This is a genomic window from Gordonia humi, assembly GCF_014197435.1.
GTDB lineage: Bacteria > Actinomycetota > Actinomycetes > Mycobacteriales > Mycobacteriaceae > Gordonia > Gordonia humi.
Genome location: NZ_JACIFP010000001.1, coordinates 310,701 through 327,544 on the forward strand (window position 1 = coordinate 310,701; position 16,844 = coordinate 327,544).

Below are 16,844 nucleotides of genomic sequence, written 5' to 3' on the forward strand. Positions count from 1 at the left end.
GGCCCTCGGCCCCGAGCCCGCCCCGAAACCCTGCTGGAGCGGACGGTTCACGCCGTCGACATCCGCCGATCACCCCGCGCGCCTCATCTCACGCGAGCGTCGGGAACGTCAACGCCGCCTGCACCTTTCGAGGAATCGACACCGGTCTCGACCGGAACCGCGCGGTGGCGAACACCGATGAACACCCGCCCGACGGCGACTCCACTCACGACCGCGTGGTCAATCTCACGTGATGACAAATGCCCATCCTGTTCTATAGAATATTTTCAACATTCCATAGAAGGGAGTCGTCAGTGATCACGCTGTCGTCCGAGGAGCAGTTCATCGTCCAGACCGTCCGCGAGTTCGTCGACAAGCAGGTCAAGCCCGTCGTCCACGATCTGGAACACGCGAACACCTATCCCGAGGCGCTCATCGAGCAGATGAAGGAGATGGGAATCTATGGACTCGCGATCCCCGAGCCGTACGGGTTCGCCGCCGTGTCGATGCCGTGTTACGTCCAGGTCACCGAGGAGCTCGCGCGCGGCTGGATGAGCCTGGCCGGCGCCATGGGAGGGCACACCGTCGTCTCGAAACTGCTGTTGGCGTTCGGCACAGACGAGCAGAAGCAGAAGTACCTGCCGCGCATGGCCACCGGCGAGCTCCGGGCCACGATGGCGTTGACCGAGCCAGGAGGCGGATCCGATCTGCAGGCCATGCGCACCGTCGCTGCGGCCACCGAGTCCGGATACACGATCAACGGGTCGAAGACCTGGATCAGCAACGCCCGCAAATCCGATCTGATCGCGCTGCTGTGCAAGACCGACCCGACCGCGCAGCCCGCACACAAGGGCGTCTCGATCCTGTTGGTGGAGAAGGTTCCCGGTTTCACCGTCTCCAAGGACCTGCCCAAACTCGGATACAAGGGCGTCGAGAGCTGCGAACTCAACTTCGTCGACTGCCACGTGCCCGCCGACGCACTCCTGGGCGGTGAGGAGGGTCGCGGATTCGCTCAGATGATGAAGGGCCTCGAGGTCGGCCGCATGCAGGTCGCCGCCCGCGCGACCGGGGTGGCTCGCGCCGCATTCGACGACGCCCTGCAGTACGCGCAGGACCGCGAGAGCTTCGGGGTGCCGATCTGGAAGCATCAGTCGGTCGGCAACATGCTCGCGCAGATGGGCACCAAGCTGTACGCCGCGCGCAGCCTCCTCCTCGACGCCGCGCAGCGCTTGGACACCGGCGCACGCTGCGATATGGAGGCCGGTATGGCCAAACTGTTCGCCTCCGAGACCGCGATGGACATCGCCCTGGACGCGGTCCGCATCCACGGCGGCTACGGCTACTCCACCGAATACGACGTCGAACGCTACTTCCGTGACGCCCCGCTGATGATCGTCGGCGAAGGCACCAACGAGATCCAGCAGAACGTGATCGCCAAGCAGTTGGTCAAACGCGGCGGCCTCGACATCTGACCTTCCGCTTCCCGCCCACCGGCGAATCCCATGATCGCCGACGGCACCCTGCAGACCACTCCGGGCACCCACGAAGGAGCCGACCGATGACCGACGCCCCCACCCCCCTGAGCGAGCACCTCGCAGCGTGGTCGCCCGAACCGCTGCTAGAAACCGCGATCCTCGACCCCGCCCAGGCCGATCGCCTCGCGGCCGCCCTCGACCTCGACGAGCACCGCACCGCCGGGGACGAGCTCCCCATCCCGTGGCACTGGGTCTACTTCCCCGACTGGCCCGCCACCGCCGACCTCGGCGACGACGGACACCCGGCCGAAGGACACTTCCTGCCACCGATCCCGCACCGCCGCCGCATGTTCGCCGGTTCGACGATCGACTCCGCCGCGCCCCTGCGCCTGGGCGTCGAGACCACCAAGCGCTCAGAGATCACCGGGATCACCGACAAACTCGGACGCAGCGGCGCCATGCTGTTCGTCACCGTCCGCAGCCAGTACTTCCAGAACGACGACCTCTGTCTCGTGGAGGATCAGAACATCGTCTACCGCAGCGATGCGAACACCGGGGCACGGACCGCACGCGACGACACTCCCCTCGCCGCGGGAACGGCCCCGTGGTCGACGGAGCCCGCCCCGTCGTCACGGACACTGTTCCGGTACTCGGCTCTCACTTCGAACTCGCACCGCATCCATTACGACCACCCGTACGCCACCGGCGTCGAGGGCTACCCCGATCTCGTCGTGCACGGACCACTGCTGGCGACCTACCTCGCCGACCTGGCGCGCACCGCATCCGGGAGACCGTTGCGACGCCTTCAGTTCCGACTGACCAGACCGTTGTTCCTCGGCGACCGATTCCGCGTCGAGGGCGAACCAGCGGGCGAGGACGTCGCACTCCGCATCGTCTCCGGCGACGGCACCGAACACGTCACCGCGACGGGAGCCCTCCGATGATCGGCCTCGACGACCTGCGCACCGCACGAACCCTCCTGTTCGTCCCCGGCAGCGCACCCGACCGCTTCCCCAAAGCGGCTGCGATCCGTGCCGACATCGTCGTCATCGACCTGGAAGACGCCGTCGCCGCCGACCGCAAATCCGTGGCCCGTGAAGCCGCCGCCGAGTGGATCGCCAACGGAGGCAGAGCAATCGTGCGAATCAACGCCGTCGACACCCGATGGCACACCGCCGACGTCGACATGGCCGCGGATCTTCGCGTCCCGGTGATGCTCGCCAAGACCGGCGACCCCGCGCACGTGAACGCCGTCTACGCGCGCACCGGCGCACCGGTGCTCCCTCTCATCGAGACCGCATCCGGTGTCGCATCCGCAACGTCCATCGCCTCACGCCCGGGCGTCGCACGACTGGCGTTCGGCAGCATCGACTACGCCAACGAGCTCGGCGTCGACCCCACCGACCGCGAGTCGTTGCTCCTGACCCGTTCCATGCTCGTCCTCGCTTCGGCCACCGCGGGCGTCGCGCCACCGGTCGACGGCGTCACCACCGCGCTGAACGACCCCGCGGCCCTCACCGACGACGTCGCATACGCGGCCCGCATCGGACTGCCCGCCAAGCTGTGCATCCACCCCCGCCAGGTCGCCCCCGTCCACGCCGCGCTGGCACCCACCGAGGACGAGATCGCCTGGGCCGACAGAGTGGTCGCGGCCGCTCGGATCGACGGCGACGCCGTCGCCGTGGACGGACACATGGTCGACGCCCCCGTCGTGGCGCGCGCAGAGCGCATACTCGCGACTGCTCGACGGTGATCCAGTACGGCCGGAGCACCGTCACCCCGCAGTTCTCACACTCCCCGGCCGGGCGGACAACGATCACCGGCGGGATCGAGCCCGCACCCCGCCGACGTCCTATGCGCCCCAGTCACGAATCGGTGTCGGCATCGTCCCGCCGATGCTCGGCGAGCAACTCACCCGCATTGCGGATGTGCGCCGACATCGCGGCACGCGCGGCCGCTGCGTCACGACCGCGGAGACTGTCGATGATCGCCCGGTGGTCGTGGGCGGACGCCTGCGGCCAGCCCTCGACCGAGGCGAAGAACTTCCGCGGGGCGTAGCCGAGCGACCCTTTGATCATCCAGGACAGCTTCGGAGCGGCAGCGATCCCGTACACCACACTGTGGAACTCGTGATTGTGCATCTCGACGGCGTCGTAGTCGTGCGCATCGGTCGCCGCTTCGAGTTCGCGCTGGATCGTCTGCAACCGCTGAACATCGTCGTCGGTCACCCGCTCGGCGGCACGGGCCGCCAGTTCTCCCCCGAGCAACGACTGCGCGACGAACACGTCCCGGATGTCGTCACCGGTCAGCGGAACCACGACGAAGCCCTTCCGGGGCTCGACCCGCAGAAACCCCTCACTCTGCAAGGAGAGAAGACCCTCCCGCGCGGGGGTCGCCGATATACCGAGTTCGTCGGCGACGGTCTCCGGTCGAATGTACTCACCGGCACGCAGCGCACCCGCGACGATCAGCTCGCGGACGTGGGACGCCGCATCGTCGCTCAAACGAGGGCGGGACCGGCGGGCACGGCGAGCGGTCGAAGACGTCATAGGACGAATAATAGTCTATATTTTCGATGTCGAGAGGGCGGTCGACGAGCGGCGCCGTCGGCGGACGCGCCCGCAGCGGCCCGGTCCGGGCGATGAAGGCTCGGGCGCTTCGCGCCGCAGACCACAACCGCCAGACATCGCCGCCGACCGTGCCCCAACTCACACCGACCGCCGACGACTCGCGTCACCTGCACGTTCTCGCCGCCCGCCGTCACATATCGGACCCGTTGATAACGACGAGATAACAGCCCGGCGACGTACTCATGTACGTTCGTCGGCAGCCCTCGAGAGCCTCACACCCCCGCGGACGCCCCTCCTGTCCGAGTGACGAGCGTCGAGGCGTGCCCCTTCCCCCAAACAGTGCAGGTCCCCGAATATGTCGCCGAAACGAAAACAGACGCTCACCGCGGCGTTCATCGCCGCAGGCCTCGTCCCCCTGGCCGGTTCGCTGATCGGCGCATCGGGCACCACGGACACCACGACCGCCGCACCCGCGCCGGTCAACGTCGCGGACGTCTCCACCGTCGCCGCCCCGGCGGCACCCGAGACCGCCCCGGCCCACACCGCGGCACCGTCGACGACGACCGCCGCGAAGACCCGGACCGAGCTGACGAAACCCGCACCGAAGCTGCCGAAGTCGGTGACGTCGGGCGACGTGCCGCGCATCAACTTCGCCGCCTACCGCGACGCCGAGAAGACCATGGCGCACACCGATCGCCGCTGTCACATCGACTGGAGGCTGATCGCGGGAATCGGCCGCGTCGAGTCGCACCACGCCGATCTCGGCGCAACCGACCGGCACGGCACGCTCCGCACGCCCATCTACGGCCCGACTCTCGACGGGTCGCTCGACGGCAACCGTGTCGTGGCAGACACCGACGGCGGGAAGCTCGACGGCGACTCCACCTACGACCGCGCGGTCGGCCCCATGCAGTTCCTCCCCGCGACCTGGAAGCAGTACGCCGCCGACGGCAACGGCGACGGCGAGGCCGATCCGCAGAACGTCTTCGACGCAGCGCTGACCACCGCCCGCTATCTGTGCGACGAAGGTCTGGACCTGCGCAAGGCCGCCGACCGCGTGACCGCCGTCCTGCGCTACAACAACTCGATGGACTACGTGTCCGACGTGCTGGGATTCGCCCGGAGCTACTGAGGGGTCTCGGCAGCGGCTCTCCTGGGCGGAGCCGAGGGGCTCGACCGACGTGGGACACACCGTCAATGCCTGGCGACGAGCTCCATGATCTGCACTTGAAGCTCACCGACGAGTCCGCCGAGGATCGCGCCGATGGCGATCATGAGCGGCTCGTCGTCTTTGAAGACGGGCCGCATGATCGACTCATAGCCTTCGGGCGAGAGGTCGGCCATCTTGGTCACGATCGTGTTCTCCAGATCGACCACCGATGCCGCGTAATCTCGCACCTCGGGAAGCGCATCCGGCAGATGCGCGATGACAGCATCGGCGACCTTGTCTTTGACGGCCCGATAGCGCTTGGTGCCGACGACGACGGTGACGATCGGGCGCACCGACGACGTCTGCTCGTCGATCGCGTGCTGCACCTGGGTGCCGATCAGCGCGAACATCTTGTCGGCACCCGGTCCCCGGAGGACCGCCTCGAGGAGGTTGTCCGGTGAGAACAGATCCTCGGCGAGGATCTTGGCGTAGTCCCGGGTGACTTGTTCCCGCTGAGCGTGCAGCACTCCTTGAAAGGTGAACAGTCCCAAGAACTTCGTCGGATACAGCGGCCGGAAGAGCATGTTCAACGCGATGTAGTCGCTGAGGAAGCCGACCGCGAAACCGAACGCAGGCATGATCCACGGATTGTGGAAGATCGCCCACGCGAACATCTGCACGACGCCGATTCCGAAGCCGAAGTAGATGCCGCTGCGGCGCACGAACGCCATCGCGTCGGCGGTGACGGTCTTGAGGAGCCGCTCGAGCTTCAGCTTGTTGCGTACCAGAGTGGAGACGGCCAGGTACTGCAGGTCGATGTACCGCGGCATGTCCGACCGGACCTCGGCGAGAAGTCCCTCGACGATGTCGGGGGCCTCTTTGCGGACCTGGGTCTGCACGGCCGCCCGCGCCCGCTCGGGCAGCGAGTCCCACAGGCCGGGACGCACCTGTTCGGCGATCTCGCGAGCGATGTCGTCGACGGCGGACGACAACGGACCCTCCAGCGCGGCGATGGCCTCTCGCGCATCGAACCGGTCCAGGATCTCCTCGGGCCGCAGCAGTTCTGCGGTGAGGAGCTCGATGGTCTTGGAACCGACCTTGCCCGCGCGGCGCGGCACCACACCCTGCCACCCGAACGGGCCGATGCCGCGGAAGTCGATCGGACGGAAGATCATGCGCAACGCGATCAGCTTGGTGAACCAGCCGACGAACGCCGCGATGATCGGCATCGACAGGTAGATCCACCAGTTCAGACTCACATCGTGGGTGATCTCGCTCCACGACTGGATCGCCACGACGTGGGCGGTCATGCCTCGTCCCGCATCGCCGTCGACCACAGTTCGTGGCCGAGCGGAGACAACGTCAGACTCCGTTTCTCTATCTTCGGGCCGACCGGACCGAGCGATGCGCGCTTGACCGCATCCATCACGCTCGTCTCGGCGGCGAGGATCTCATAGTCGGTCTTGAGTTCGGGATCCTCTGGACCGATGTCGATCAGGCCGAGGGACAGCAGATGGCTGACATATGCCGGCACCATCGCGGGCAGCCCGAGGTTGGCGGTGCGCCCGACCAACGACACGTTCTCCAACGCCACCGACCGCGAACCGCCGCGCCGCCACGCGACGACCTTGATCAACGGCGACGACGATCCGTCCGACAACGCCCCGATGATCCGCGCCTCATCGGCGACGAGCTGATCGACGATGTGGCTGAGCAGTTCCAGCCTGCTCTCGTCGCTGCGCTGATTCACCGCTTGTTCGAGGAGCCGATGCATCGTCGCCGAGACATGCCGCGCCGACGGTTGCACCGGCCGAGCGGGCGCCACCGTCTTCTCGTCGGGTTCGCCGTCGGCGATCTGTCGGTGGTCGTCGCCGAGCCGATCGTCGGCGGCGTCGCTGCCGACGAGGGAGTCCAGCCCGGCGTTGGCCAGCGCCAGAAGCTGCTCCTCCGACCACGCGGCCACGTTCAGCGCCGTCCGCGTCGCGGCGACGGCGCCCTCAAGCAGAGAACGCGGGGTGTCGACGCCCAACCCGAACACGATCAGACCGCCTGTCCGACAACGTGTACACAGGCCGAAACGGCACTCTCGACAACCACCACGGACTCCTCACACCCTGCTCCTCGGCGGAGATTATCACGACGGCACCGGTAGCGACCTCGACTGCGCCAGACCCGGGATCACCATTGAGATCACGGTGACGACGAGCCGTGACCGCGGACGGTCGCACGGCGTAGCCCGGTCCGACCCGCCGCCGACGCCACTACAATCGCAGACGGCGAGGGAAGTCGACGACCGGAGGCGCACGGCCATGATCCAGTACAGCCAGACCACCGTCACCGACGATCACACCCGCCTCGCGGTCCAGCTCCGCGGGCACGGCCCGGCCCTGCTGCTCCTGCCCGGGCAGGCCAATGATCATCACTGGTGGGACCGGGTCCGCAACGACTTCGCGGGCGACTTCACGACGGTCACCTTCGACTACCGAGGCACCGGCGACAGCGAGGAGTCGGCCGAATACAGCACCCGGCTGTTCGCCGAAGACGCTCTGGCCGTGATGGATTCGCTCGCGATCGAGAACTTCCACGTCTACGGCACGTCGATGGGAGGCCGCACGGCCCAGTGGGTCGCCGTGTTCGCGCCCGATCGCGTCAAACGTCTCGTGCTCGGCTGCACGACGCCGGGCGGTCGCCACGCCGTCGAACGCAGCGACGAGATCCGTCACCTGCTCGCCGGCCATGATCGTGAGGCGGCCCTCGAGGAGGAGATGTACACGCCGACCTGGCGGGCCGCACACCCCGGACCGTACAAGACGCTCGGCGACCCGACGATGTCCGCCCGCGCCCGCCACGGCCACCTCGCCGCGAGCAACAACCACGACGCGTGGGACCGCCTTCCGGAGGTCACCGCGCCGACGCTCGTGTTGCACGGCACCGACGACCGGTTCGCACCCGTGGTGAACGCGCAGATCATCGCCGACCGCATCCCGGACGCGAGAGTCCACACCTTCGACGGCGCCCGCCACGGCTATTTCGACGAGTGCCGCGACGAAGCGAGCGGCATGGTGATGGAGTTCTTGACGGTGTGAGGGTTCAGGCCGTGACGCGGAACAATCGGACGGCCTTCGACAGATGGAGGTGTTCTGTTACCCGATTCGGGTAACAGAACACCTCCGACGATCGCCGTTACCCTCGACCCCATGGGCTTCTTCCGCCGCAGGTCGGCCGCCTCCGCACCGCAGAAGGTCGAATCGCAGCGCGACGCCGTGTTCGAGCAACTCGCTGCTCCTGACGCCGACTGGATTCGCGAGACCGCACGCCGAGTCCTCGCCGAGAACGGCGTCGAAGCCGTACTCGACGCCGACGGTGCGACGTTCACGGCCTCGGACGGCTACCGCATCACACTGGACAACGTCGTCACCACATGCGCGCGCCTTCCACGTGAGGAATGGCTTCCGTACATCACTGCTCACTACGGCAGTGCCGCCCGGTCGGCAGCGCTCCCGAAGATCGACGATCTCACCGCTGAACAACTCCGCACACAAGTCCGCACGCGGGTCCTGCCGACGGACAGCCTGGAGATCGGCGGCATCGATCTGTCCGGCTACGCACGTCCAGTCGCCGACGGACTCTGGGCGGTGCTGTGCGTCGACTTCCCGGAGACCGTCAGTTACGTGTCGAGTGCGACGGCCGCCGCGTTCCCCGATCTGGACGGCCTGTTCCGAAGCGGACAGGCGAACACCGACGCCGAGCCGATCGCCACCGTCGAGCACATCGACGGCGGGCTCGTCGGTGTCACGGGCGACTCCCTGTTCATCGGGTCCAAGGTGCTGAACATGGCCGCACTGCTCGCACGGACCGTCGACCGCGACGCTCCGAACGGCGCCGTGTTCGTCGTCCCCGAGCGATCCTCGGTGCTGTTCCACGTGATCGACGATCTCGACGCCGTCACCGCGATCGGCACCCTCGCCACTGTCGGGGCGAGCATGTACGTCGAATCGACATACGCGGTCTCCCCCAATGTCTTCCACTGGTACCGCGACTTCATCACCTGCATCGGCGGCATGAACGACGACCACAGCGGCGTCACGATCCGACCGAGTGTGGAACTGACAGAGATCCTGAATCGGCTGGCCGAGTGAAACGTCGACGCGTTCGCCGCGCGCTTCGCGAAGTTCTTCACGATCCGATGTGAGTCACGCGCCGTCGCCCCTGACCAATGTCCGCTCCCCGGGACGAAGACCAGCGCTACCCGCGTCGGGGAGCATTCACCGGCTATCTTCGATCCCATGGCCCCCGACATCGCGTTCTACTTCGATCCCGTCTGCCCGTTCGCGTGGATGACCAGCAAGTGGATCCGCACCGTACAGGCCCAGCGCGACTACACGGTCGATTGGCGGTTCATCTCGCTGCGACTGCTCAACGCCCACGTCGACTACGACGCACACTTCCCGCCCGAGTACGAGGCCGGGCACACCGCGGGACTTCGCCTGCTCCGGGCCGCGGCGAGCATCAGAGGCGAGCACGGCCCCGAACCGATCGGTCCGCTGTACACTGCGCTCGGCCATGCGATCTTCGACTCCCACACCGGCAGCTACCTCGTCGACGACACCGACCTGCGCGGCACCGCCGACTTCCTCGACCCGATCCTGACCGACCTCGGACTGCCGTCGCATCACGTCGACGCCCTCGACGATACGAGCCTGGACACGCTGATCCAGGCCGAGACCGACGAAGCACTGGCGTTGACCGGCCGCGACGTCGGCACCCCGATCATCCAGTTCCAGCCACCCGAGGGCGTCGCATTCTTCGGCCCGGTGATCAGCCGGCTGCCGAGCGACGAGGACGCGACCCGTCTGTGGGACCACGTCATCGGGCTAGCCTCATTCCCCGGATTCGCCGAATTGAAACGGAGCCTGCGAGAGAAGCCCCAGCTCGTCGCGTTCGGTGTCGCCGACGATCAGGTCGGCGTCGCCGAGGACTGGCACGCCGGGAGCCGTCGCACCGACGAGTAGGTGGTCGCGATGATTCCTGTCCAGCGACCGCCGGAGCCTGCCCGCGCTCACGACTGCTCCACGCATGAGATCTCTCCGTCAGTGATGGTCCCGACAGAGTTCGATGAACCGGACCGGCGGGCGACGAGGAACACGATGCCGACGATCGCGGCGAGTACGACCGATCCGGTGGTGACGACGCCGAGCGGCAGAATGCTCAGCGATCCCGCGACGCCCACGAGCGGTGCGACGATCCCGCCGAACGCGAATCGCGCAGCACCGAGGATCGACGACGCAGTGCCGGCGAACTGCGGATAGTCGGCCAACGCGATCGTCGTCGACGGCGGCGTCGTGACCGCGGTACCGCCGACCAGCAGCACCAGCGAGACGAGGACGACGGCCAACGGCACGTGCACGAGTCCGGCGGTGAGCAGCCCGAGACCGCCCGCACCCGCCATCGCGACACCGACGATCAGCGTCCCCGGAATGCTCCACCGTTCGCTGCCGAGCCCGGCGAGATAGCCGCAGAGTGCGAAACCCGCGGAGTTCAGGCCGAACGCGAGCGCGTACTGGAACGGGGACAGCCCGTACACCCCCTGCAGGACGTACGTCGCTCCGCTCAAGTACGCGAACAACGCCGCGTTGACCAGCCCCTGCACGAAGACCGCGCCGACGAATCCCCGGTCGCCGAACAAGACGCGCATGTCGGCGGCGACCCGGGCGAAGCCGCCCGAGGTACGGCCCTCGACGGGCAGGGTCTCCCCGAATCCGGCGGCGACCCACAGCAGGATCGCCACCCCGATCCCGGCCAGCACGAGGAACAGACCGCGCCAGTCCATCAGCGTCGTCAACGCACCGCCGAGCAGGGGTCCGATGACGGCCGCGAGGCCGCCGATCACGGTCAACCGCCCGTAGAAGCGGATCAACGCGCCGCCCGCGTACACATCGCGCCCCGCAGCCTGGGCGATCACGATTCCGACGCCGCCCGCCAGGCCCTGCACCGCCCGGGCCGCGACGAGCACCTCCACCGTGGGGCTCACCGCACACAGCACGGACACGACGACATACGCGATCACCCCGATCAGCAGCGGGCGACGACGTCCGAATCGGTCCGACAGCGGACCGGCGATCAACTGGCCGCCCGCGAGCCCGATCAGACACGCGGTGACGGTCAACTGCGCCGTCGACGTCGCCGCACCGAGCTCCACTGTCAACGCCGGAAGCGCGGGGAGATAGAGGTCCATCGAGACGGGCCCGAACACGGTCAGCGTCATCAACAGCACACCGAGCCGAGTCGACTCGCGTCGCCGTTCGTGAGCCGTGCCGACAGAATACGTCATGACAACCAGTAGAGAGCTGGGCCGAACGGCGAGGAACACCCTGTCGAGGGGTGCACTCGCAAGGCATCCCGAACACATCGCCGGTTCCGTAGTTTCGAGGCATGGACAACCGAGCAGAGGTGCGCGAGTTCCTCATGTCGAGGCGCGCGAAGATCAGCCCCGAGCAGGCGGGCATCCCCGCGGGGACCAACCGCCGCGTCCAGGGACTGCGTCGCTCCGAAGTCGCCATGCTCGCCGACGTCAGCGTCGAGTACTACGGCCGACTCGAGCGCGGCGCGATCTCGGGTGCCTCGGCGTCGGTTCTGGAGGCGATCAGCAACGCCCTGCAACTCGACGACACCGAACGCGCACATCTGCTCGACCTCGCCCGTGCCGCCGACGGCATCCCGACCTCCGGCCGTCGACGTCGACGCGCCGAGACCGCGCACGCGAACCGCCCGACCCTGCAATGGACGATCGAAGCGATCACCGCGGGTCCGGCCTACATCGGCAACGCCCAGCTCGACGTCCTGGCCACCAACGCCCTCGGAAAGGCGTTCTACGCACCCGTGATCGGCGACGGCGGGCGTGTCCCCAACCTCGCGAGATTTCAGTTCCTCGATCCGGCGTCACGGGAGTTCTACCCCGACTGGGACCTGTTCGCACAGATGTGCGTCGCCAACATGCGGGCCGCCGCCGGTCGGGACCCCCACAACCGCGCACTTCAGGACCTCGTCGGCGAACTGTCCACCCGCAGCGACACGTTCCGGACCCTGTGGGGCGCGCACAACGTGCGCACGCACGGCGCGGGTACGAAGCGATTCCATCATCCCGTCGTCGGCGAACTCACCCTCGCCTACGAGGAACTCGCTGTCACCGCCGATCCCGGGCTCACACTTCTGATCTACACCGCGGAGCCCGGATCCGAGTCGGCCGAACGACTCGGCCTGCTCGCCTCATGGGGAGCCGACGTCCACGGAGCGGCGCTGCACACCGATCTTCGCGGACGAGGCGAGGCCTCGGTCGCACCGCGCGAGACGCGAAACGAACCCTGAATCCGCGCGGCCGACGACGGTCCGAATCTCCACACACGGTGTGCGCTCTCCTATGCTGTGAGTAGTCCTGGCGACGAAAGGCAGCCATGAAAGAACAGTTCCGCGCCCTGATCATCGACCGTGACGACGAGAAGAAGCAGTCCGCCCAGGTCGCCGCCGTGTCGTCGGATCAGCTCCCCGACGGGGACGTGACCGTCGAGGTGGCCGCATCGACGCTCAACTACAAGGACGCCCTGGCGATCACCGGGGCGAGTCCGGTCGTCCGATCGTTCCCGATGGTGCCCGGCATCGATCTGGCGGGCACCGTCGTCGAGTCGAGCAACGCCGACTTCGCACCGGGCGACCGCGTGGTCCTCAACGGCTGGGGCGTCGGCGAGAAGCACTGGGGCGGCCTCGCCGAATACGCACGGCTGGACGGGAACTGGTTGATCCCGCTCGAATCGGCGTTCACCTTCGAACAGGCCATGGGCATCGGAACCGCGGGCTACACCGCGATGCTGTGCGTCATGGCGCTCGAACGTCACGGCGTGGCGCCCGACTCCGGCGAGGTCCTGGTGACCGGCGCGGCGGGCGGGGTGGGCAGTATCGCCGTCGCCCTCCTGTCCGGACTCGGCTACCGGGTCGCGGCCGTGACCGGCCGCCACGAAGAGGCCGACTACCTGACCGGTCTCGGCGCCGCACGCGTTCTGCCGCGCACCGACTTCACCGAACCGGGCAGACCACTGGCCAAGGAGCAGTGGGCGGGCGCGGTCGACGTGGTCGGCGGTCAGGTCCTGGCCAACGTGTGCGCGGGAGTCAAGTACCGCGGAACCGTCGCCGCGTGCGGACTCGCCGGAGGCATGGACTTCCCGGCGACCGTCGCGCCGTTCATCCTCCGCGGAGTCACTCTCGCCGGCGTCGACAGCGTCATGTGCCCCGTCGACGAGCGCCGCGAGGCCTGGCGCCGACTGGCCCGCGATCTCGACCCCGCGGTTCTCGAGCCGGTCACGACGACGGCCACCCTCGACGACTGTGCGCGCCTGGCCGACGAGATGATCGCCGGGCGGGTGCGCGGACGGATCGTGGTGCCGCTCGGGGCCTGACACCGGAGGACGATCGGCACGACCGTCGACGACGAGACGCCGCTCCGCAGACCGGACGAAACCCAGACCAGACCACGTCGCAGACGAGAAGAAGCCGTCGGCGGCGGATGCTCCCCCCTGGAGCCACCCGCCGCCGACGGCTTCTTCTCACGCTCCGCGAAGCGTTTCGCCGTTGGACGACGTCGACACCTACCAGGCGTTTCCCGCCCGGCCGGTCCCTCCGCCGAACGCCGTCCGCGTGCGCCCTTCCCCGATGAGCACAGCAGTTACCTTACAGCAAACAGAGGACTGTTGCTACCCGTAAGTAATATTCACCGAGCCCGACAGACTACTCGCCAGTAGGAGCGATGAACCGGCTCGTCACGGGCAATTGTTACACAAAAAGAATCTCGCGTAACAAACGGATATTTCGCCCAACCGCAACTGATTGCTAGTATGTAGCGGAACATGCATGAAGGGTCCGCGCGCCCGTACTCCTACGGCGACGCGCGCTCAGGAGCGACACCCGAGACGGCTCGGCGTCGCATTCGAGGGGGAAGGCACAATGGACGACGGATTCGCCCGGCGATTGAACAAACTGTTCGACACGGTCCACCCGCCGGGGCGCAAGCCTCACACCAACGCCGAGGTGGCGGACGCGGTGTCGGCCACCGGGCACAAGATCTCCAAGCCGTACCTGTCCCAACTGCGGAACGGGCATCGAACCAACCCCTCGCACGAGACCGTCACGGCGTTGGCGCGCTTCTTCAAGGTCAAGCCCGACTACTTCTACGACGACGTGTACGCCGCCAAGATCGACCACGATCTCGAACTCCTCTCCCAGCTGCGCGGCCGCAGCCTGCGCCGTCTTTCGAGTCGAGCGTTCGACCTCTCCGAGGAGTCCCAGGACATGCTCGCCGCGATGGCCGAGAAGTTGCGCCGCGGCGAAGGACTGCCCGAGATCCCGCTCGACTGACGTTCGGGCCGATCCGTCGCGTTCGGGTCGGCACCCGTTTTGGAGACTGTGATGCACACACTGCTCGCACGCGCGGCACGGCCCCTGGGCGTCGCCGCGCTGACGCTCGGTCTGCTCGGCGTCGCGCCCGCGCTCGCCGCGGCGCATCCGTGGCACCATCACTGCAATCATCACAGCTGCGGGAACGACGACGGGAACGACGACGGAGTCGTCGTCACACCGACCGTCCCGACGACGACCCCCGACGAGCCGTCGTCGTCGGTACCGGTCCCGAGGCCGACAGTCCCGAAGCCGCCGACCACGGCGCCGCCGTCGACCGACTCCGGTTCCGACGACGGCCGGGACCCGGGAACCGTGTACCAGGACCTGGGCGACATCGGCTCCGACCACGACGAGAACCGGTCGGCGGACAACCCGCCGATCACCGTGCCGGGTCCGAAGACCGCTCCTCGCACTCCGCGCACCGCCGCGAAGGCGCCGACCGCTACCGCACCGACGACATCGCCGTCACCGAAGCCGAAGCCGAAGCACACCCCGACGACGGCCGTTCCGCCGACGACGGCCCACACCGCCGCGGCGCCCGCGCCGCGCACAGAAGCCCTACCGGTGCCGACCTCGACCGTCGGTGCAGCGCAGTACGCCGCAGCGGGCGGCGGCTTCGCCGGAATGATCGTGGTGGCCGGGGCCGCCGGAGTGGTCTCGCATCGCGGTGCGCGAGCCGGACGTGCGAGAGTGAATGCTGCACGTTCCGAATTCCTCTCCCCACGGTGACCGTATGACCAACTCCGCCGAGGCCCCGCGAGGGGCCCGCCGATCGCATCGTCGTGTCCACGCGGCGGTCGACGCGGTCCTCGACGTCGCCGCGCAGAAGCAGGCGGGCTCGCTCGAAGACATCGTTCGCGCGGTGGGCGACGCGCGTCGTCGCCCGATCACGGTGATCGTCGACGACCTCGCGCCCGGGGTGTGGGGGCAGCGCCGCGGCTTCGACGACTACGACGAGATCGTGCTCGCCCGGTCGCTGCCCAGTGAGGCCCGGACCCTGGCCCACGAACTCGGGCACATCGTCTTCGGTCACACCGGAGCGCCCGCCGACGACGCCACCGTCGCCGTCGAGGACGATCTGATCGCCTACATGCTCGGCACCGCGGCCGACGACCCGGACGACACCGGACCGCAACTGACTCCCGAGGAACACGAGCTGCAGGAGTGGGAGGCCGAGGCGTTCGCCGCCCGTCTCCTCCAGCGCCTGCGGCAACTGCATCGTCGCCACTCGCTCCGCCCCATGCTCCGATACGACGAGGCCCTCGGATGACTTGGTTGACCTGGGTCATCGCCGTCGTGTGCGCGGCGGCGGTCGGCTCCCGCATCGGCAGGCTCACCGTACGTCCGCCGTCGTTGGCACGGAGTTCCGTCGCGGTCGCGGCGATCACGGTGGCCCTGGCCGCGGCCGTCCGCACGCCGACGGTCTCGGAAGTGCTCACGCCGATGGGCGAGAAGACCCCGATGCTGACGTTCGTCGGATGCTGGGTGGTGGTCTTCGCCGCCACCAGCCTCATCGGCGCGGCATCGCTGCCCCGGATGGGTCGCCGCGGACTCCATGCGACGACCGCGGTGATCCTCCTGGCCGCCGTGGCCGACCTGGTCGCGATGTCGATGACCGGCGAGGTGATCGTCGGTTCGGTGTTCATCGTCGTGACCGGGGTGCTCTCACTGCTCAACGGGGTCCAGTACGTCGCCTGGCATCCGCTCGGCCGGGCGATCGGCTACTACCTGATCGGCATCGCCGTGGTCATCGTGATCGTCGCGACCGACCTGCACCGCACCGATCCGGGCGGGGCCTGGTGGGCGGTGGCGATCATCGTCATCAGCTTCGCCTGCTCGTCGGTGATGCTGTCCTCGTGGTTCGTCGCCCGACGCGACCTCCGACGGATGCACACGCTGTGGAGCGCCCTGGTCGACGCGCATCCGGAGATCGCCACCGGCGACTATCAGTCGACCACCACGGTTCTCGCGGCGACCGACCGCGTCTCGCAGATCCTCGACGGCCTCTATCTGCACGCGGGTGCGGGTCTGATCCCCGCGGGGTTCGACGACGAACAGACGCACGGACCTCGCCCGCGGGCGCGCGAAGTGGCCGTGTGGCTGCGTTCGTCCGAGGTCGTCCCGATCGATCCCGACAAGCTGACGACACCGCCCGAGCTGTCGGATCGCCGCTGGGTGCAGCTGATCGCCCTGGAGTACGACCGCGCCGGATAGACCTCGGCCGCC

17 protein-coding genes are annotated in these 16,844 nt (G+C 68.0%); 13 read left to right on the forward strand and 4 right to left on the reverse strand.

What is annotated here, in order from left to right:
• Positions 1-239: 239 nt before the first annotated feature.
• The 3 genes from BKA16_RS01390 (at position 240) to BKA16_RS01400 (ending at position 3,207) form a co-directional block, all read left to right on the forward strand.
• Positions 240-1,451, forward strand: coding sequence for an acyl-CoA dehydrogenase family protein (locus tag BKA16_RS01390; protein ID WP_183368885.1), 1,212 nt, complete (start codon positions 240-242; stop codon positions 1,449-1,451).
• An 86-nt stretch (positions 1,452-1,537) separates the two neighbouring features.
• Positions 1,538-2,398 (forward strand): HTD2 family dehydratase, encoded by an 861-nt coding sequence (locus tag BKA16_RS01395; protein ID WP_183368886.1) that lies wholly within the window; start codon positions 1,538-1,540, stop codon positions 2,396-2,398.
• Complete coding sequence (locus tag BKA16_RS01400; protein ID WP_183368887.1) at positions 2,395-3,207, forward strand: HpcH/HpaI aldolase/citrate lyase family protein; 813 nt, start codon at positions 2,395-2,397, stop codon at positions 3,205-3,207. The genes BKA16_RS01395 and BKA16_RS01400 overlap by 4 nt, the downstream gene beginning before the upstream one ends.
• Positions 3,208-3,319: 112 nt before the next feature.
• Here the strand turns inward: BKA16_RS01400 and BKA16_RS01405 are convergent, their stop codons facing one another.
• Positions 3,320-4,003: a GntR family transcriptional regulator gene (locus BKA16_RS01405; protein ID WP_183368888.1), complete on the reverse strand. Its 684-nt coding sequence runs from the start codon at positions 4,001-4,003 to the stop codon at positions 3,320-3,322.
• Positions 4,004-4,379: 376 nt separating this feature from the next.
• Between BKA16_RS01405 and BKA16_RS01410 the strand changes: the two genes are divergently transcribed.
• Positions 4,380-5,156, forward strand: a complete 777-nt coding sequence (locus BKA16_RS01410; protein WP_183368889.1) for a lytic transglycosylase domain-containing protein — start codon at positions 4,380-4,382, stop codon at positions 5,154-5,156.
• Between the two features lie 62 nt (positions 5,157-5,218).
• Here BKA16_RS01410 and BKA16_RS01415 read toward each other — a convergent pair whose 3' ends face one another.
• Positions 5,219-6,484: a DUF445 domain-containing protein gene (locus BKA16_RS01415; RefSeq protein ID WP_183368890.1), complete on the reverse strand. Its 1,266-nt coding sequence runs from the start codon at positions 6,482-6,484 to the stop codon at positions 5,219-5,221.
• Positions 6,481-7,212: an Abi-alpha family protein gene (locus tag BKA16_RS01420; RefSeq protein WP_343067236.1), complete on the reverse strand. Its 732-nt coding sequence runs from the start codon at positions 7,210-7,212 to the stop codon at positions 6,481-6,483. Before BKA16_RS01420 ends, BKA16_RS01415 begins: the two co-directional genes overlap by 4 nt.
• Positions 7,213-7,483: 271 nt before the next feature.
• Between BKA16_RS01420 and BKA16_RS01425 the strand changes: the two genes are divergently transcribed.
• The 3 genes from BKA16_RS01425 (at position 7,484) to BKA16_RS01435 (ending at position 10,186) form a co-directional block, all read left to right on the forward strand.
• A complete protein-coding gene (locus BKA16_RS01425; protein WP_183368891.1) occupies positions 7,484-8,260 on the forward strand; it encodes an alpha/beta fold hydrolase in 777 nt (258 codons plus the stop codon).
• Positions 8,261-8,371: 111 nt separating this feature from the next.
• Positions 8,372-9,313 (forward strand): hypothetical protein, encoded by a 942-nt coding sequence (locus BKA16_RS01430; RefSeq protein WP_183368892.1) that lies wholly within the window; start codon positions 8,372-8,374, stop codon positions 9,311-9,313.
• Positions 9,314-9,460: 147 nt separating this feature from the next.
• Positions 9,461-10,186: a mycothiol-dependent nitroreductase Rv2466c family protein gene (locus tag BKA16_RS01435; RefSeq protein ID WP_183368893.1), complete on the forward strand. Its 726-nt coding sequence runs from the start codon at positions 9,461-9,463 to the stop codon at positions 10,184-10,186.
• Positions 10,187-10,233: 47 nt separating this feature from the next.
• Here BKA16_RS01435 and BKA16_RS01440 read toward each other — a convergent pair whose 3' ends face one another.
• Positions 10,234-11,505: a multidrug effflux MFS transporter gene (locus tag BKA16_RS01440; protein WP_183368894.1), complete on the reverse strand. Its 1,272-nt coding sequence runs from the start codon at positions 11,503-11,505 to the stop codon at positions 10,234-10,236.
• A 101-nt stretch (positions 11,506-11,606) separates the two neighbouring features.
• Between BKA16_RS01440 and BKA16_RS01445 the strand changes: the two genes are divergently transcribed.
• The 6 genes from BKA16_RS01445 (at position 11,607) to BKA16_RS01470 (ending at position 16,832) form a co-directional block, all read left to right on the forward strand.
• Complete coding sequence (locus BKA16_RS01445; RefSeq protein ID WP_183368895.1) at positions 11,607-12,539, forward strand: helix-turn-helix domain-containing protein; 933 nt, start codon at positions 11,607-11,609, stop codon at positions 12,537-12,539.
• Positions 12,540-12,625: 86 nt separating this feature from the next.
• Positions 12,626-13,621, forward strand: coding sequence for an acrylyl-CoA reductase (NADPH) (acuI, locus tag BKA16_RS01450; protein ID WP_183368896.1), 996 nt, complete (start codon positions 12,626-12,628; stop codon positions 13,619-13,621).
• Positions 13,622-14,165: 544 nt separating this feature from the next.
• Positions 14,166-14,576 carry a helix-turn-helix domain-containing protein gene (locus tag BKA16_RS01455; RefSeq protein ID WP_183368897.1) on the forward strand — a complete coding sequence of 137 codons (411 nt, stop codon included), beginning with the start codon at positions 14,166-14,168 and terminating at the stop codon, positions 14,574-14,576.
• A 51-nt stretch (positions 14,577-14,627) separates the two neighbouring features.
• Entirely contained in the window at positions 14,628-15,347 is a 720-nt protein-coding gene (locus BKA16_RS01460) for a hypothetical protein (RefSeq protein WP_183368898.1), read from the forward strand.
• A 4-nt stretch (positions 15,348-15,351) separates the two neighbouring features.
• Positions 15,352-15,888 carry an ImmA/IrrE family metallo-endopeptidase gene (locus BKA16_RS01465; protein WP_183368899.1) on the forward strand — a complete coding sequence of 179 codons (537 nt, stop codon included), beginning with the start codon at positions 15,352-15,354 and terminating at the stop codon, positions 15,886-15,888.
• Positions 15,885-16,832, forward strand: coding sequence for a DUF6545 domain-containing protein (locus tag BKA16_RS01470; protein WP_183368900.1), 948 nt, complete (start codon positions 15,885-15,887; stop codon positions 16,830-16,832). The genes BKA16_RS01465 and BKA16_RS01470 overlap by 4 nt, the downstream gene beginning before the upstream one ends.
• The last annotated feature ends 12 nt before the right edge of the window (positions 16,833-16,844 follow it).

What these genes read in the sequence shown, in the direction of transcription:
- BKA16_RS01415 (WP_183368890.1), bottom strand. Translation starts at nt 6,484, where the DNA reads ATGACCGCCCACGTCGTGGCGATCCAGTCGTGGAGCGAGATCACCCAC.
- BKA16_RS01460 (WP_183368898.1), top strand. Translation starts at nt 14,628, where the DNA reads ATGCACACACTGCTCGCACGCGCGGCACGGCCCCTGGGCGTCGCCGCG.
- BKA16_RS01435 (WP_183368893.1), top strand. Translation starts at nt 9,461, where the DNA reads ATGGCCCCCGACATCGCGTTCTACTTCGATCCCGTCTGCCCGTTCGCG.
- BKA16_RS01440 (WP_183368894.1), bottom strand. Translation starts at nt 11,505, where the DNA reads ATGACGTATTCTGTCGGCACGGCTCACGAACGGCGACGCGAGTCGACT.
- BKA16_RS01430 (WP_183368892.1), top strand. Translation starts at nt 8,372, where the DNA reads ATGGGCTTCTTCCGCCGCAGGTCGGCCGCCTCCGCACCGCAGAAGGTC.
- BKA16_RS01405 (WP_183368888.1), bottom strand. Translation starts at nt 4,003, where the DNA reads ATGACGTCTTCGACCGCTCGCCGTGCCCGCCGGTCCCGCCCTCGTTTG.
- BKA16_RS01400 (WP_183368887.1), top strand. Translation starts at nt 2,395, where the DNA reads ATGATCGGCCTCGACGACCTGCGCACCGCACGAACCCTCCTGTTCGTC.
- BKA16_RS01390 (WP_183368885.1), top strand. Translation starts at nt 240, where the DNA reads ATGCCCATCCTGTTCTATAGAATATTTTCAACATTCCATAGAAGGGAG.
- BKA16_RS01425 (WP_183368891.1), top strand. Translation starts at nt 7,484, where the DNA reads ATGATCCAGTACAGCCAGACCACCGTCACCGACGATCACACCCGCCTC.
- BKA16_RS01470 (WP_183368900.1), top strand. Translation starts at nt 15,885, where the DNA reads ATGACTTGGTTGACCTGGGTCATCGCCGTCGTGTGCGCGGCGGCGGTC.
- BKA16_RS01445 (WP_183368895.1), top strand. Translation starts at nt 11,607, where the DNA reads ATGGACAACCGAGCAGAGGTGCGCGAGTTCCTCATGTCGAGGCGCGCG.
- BKA16_RS01465 (WP_183368899.1), top strand. Translation starts at nt 15,352, where the DNA reads ATGACCAACTCCGCCGAGGCCCCGCGAGGGGCCCGCCGATCGCATCGT.
- BKA16_RS01395 (WP_183368886.1), top strand. Translation starts at nt 1,538, where the DNA reads ATGACCGACGCCCCCACCCCCCTGAGCGAGCACCTCGCAGCGTGGTCG.
- BKA16_RS01455 (WP_183368897.1), top strand. Translation starts at nt 14,166, where the DNA reads ATGGACGACGGATTCGCCCGGCGATTGAACAAACTGTTCGACACGGTC.
- acuI (WP_183368896.1), top strand. Translation starts at nt 12,626, where the DNA reads ATGAAAGAACAGTTCCGCGCCCTGATCATCGACCGTGACGACGAGAAG.
- BKA16_RS01410 (WP_183368889.1), top strand. Translation starts at nt 4,380, where the DNA reads ATGTCGCCGAAACGAAAACAGACGCTCACCGCGGCGTTCATCGCCGCA.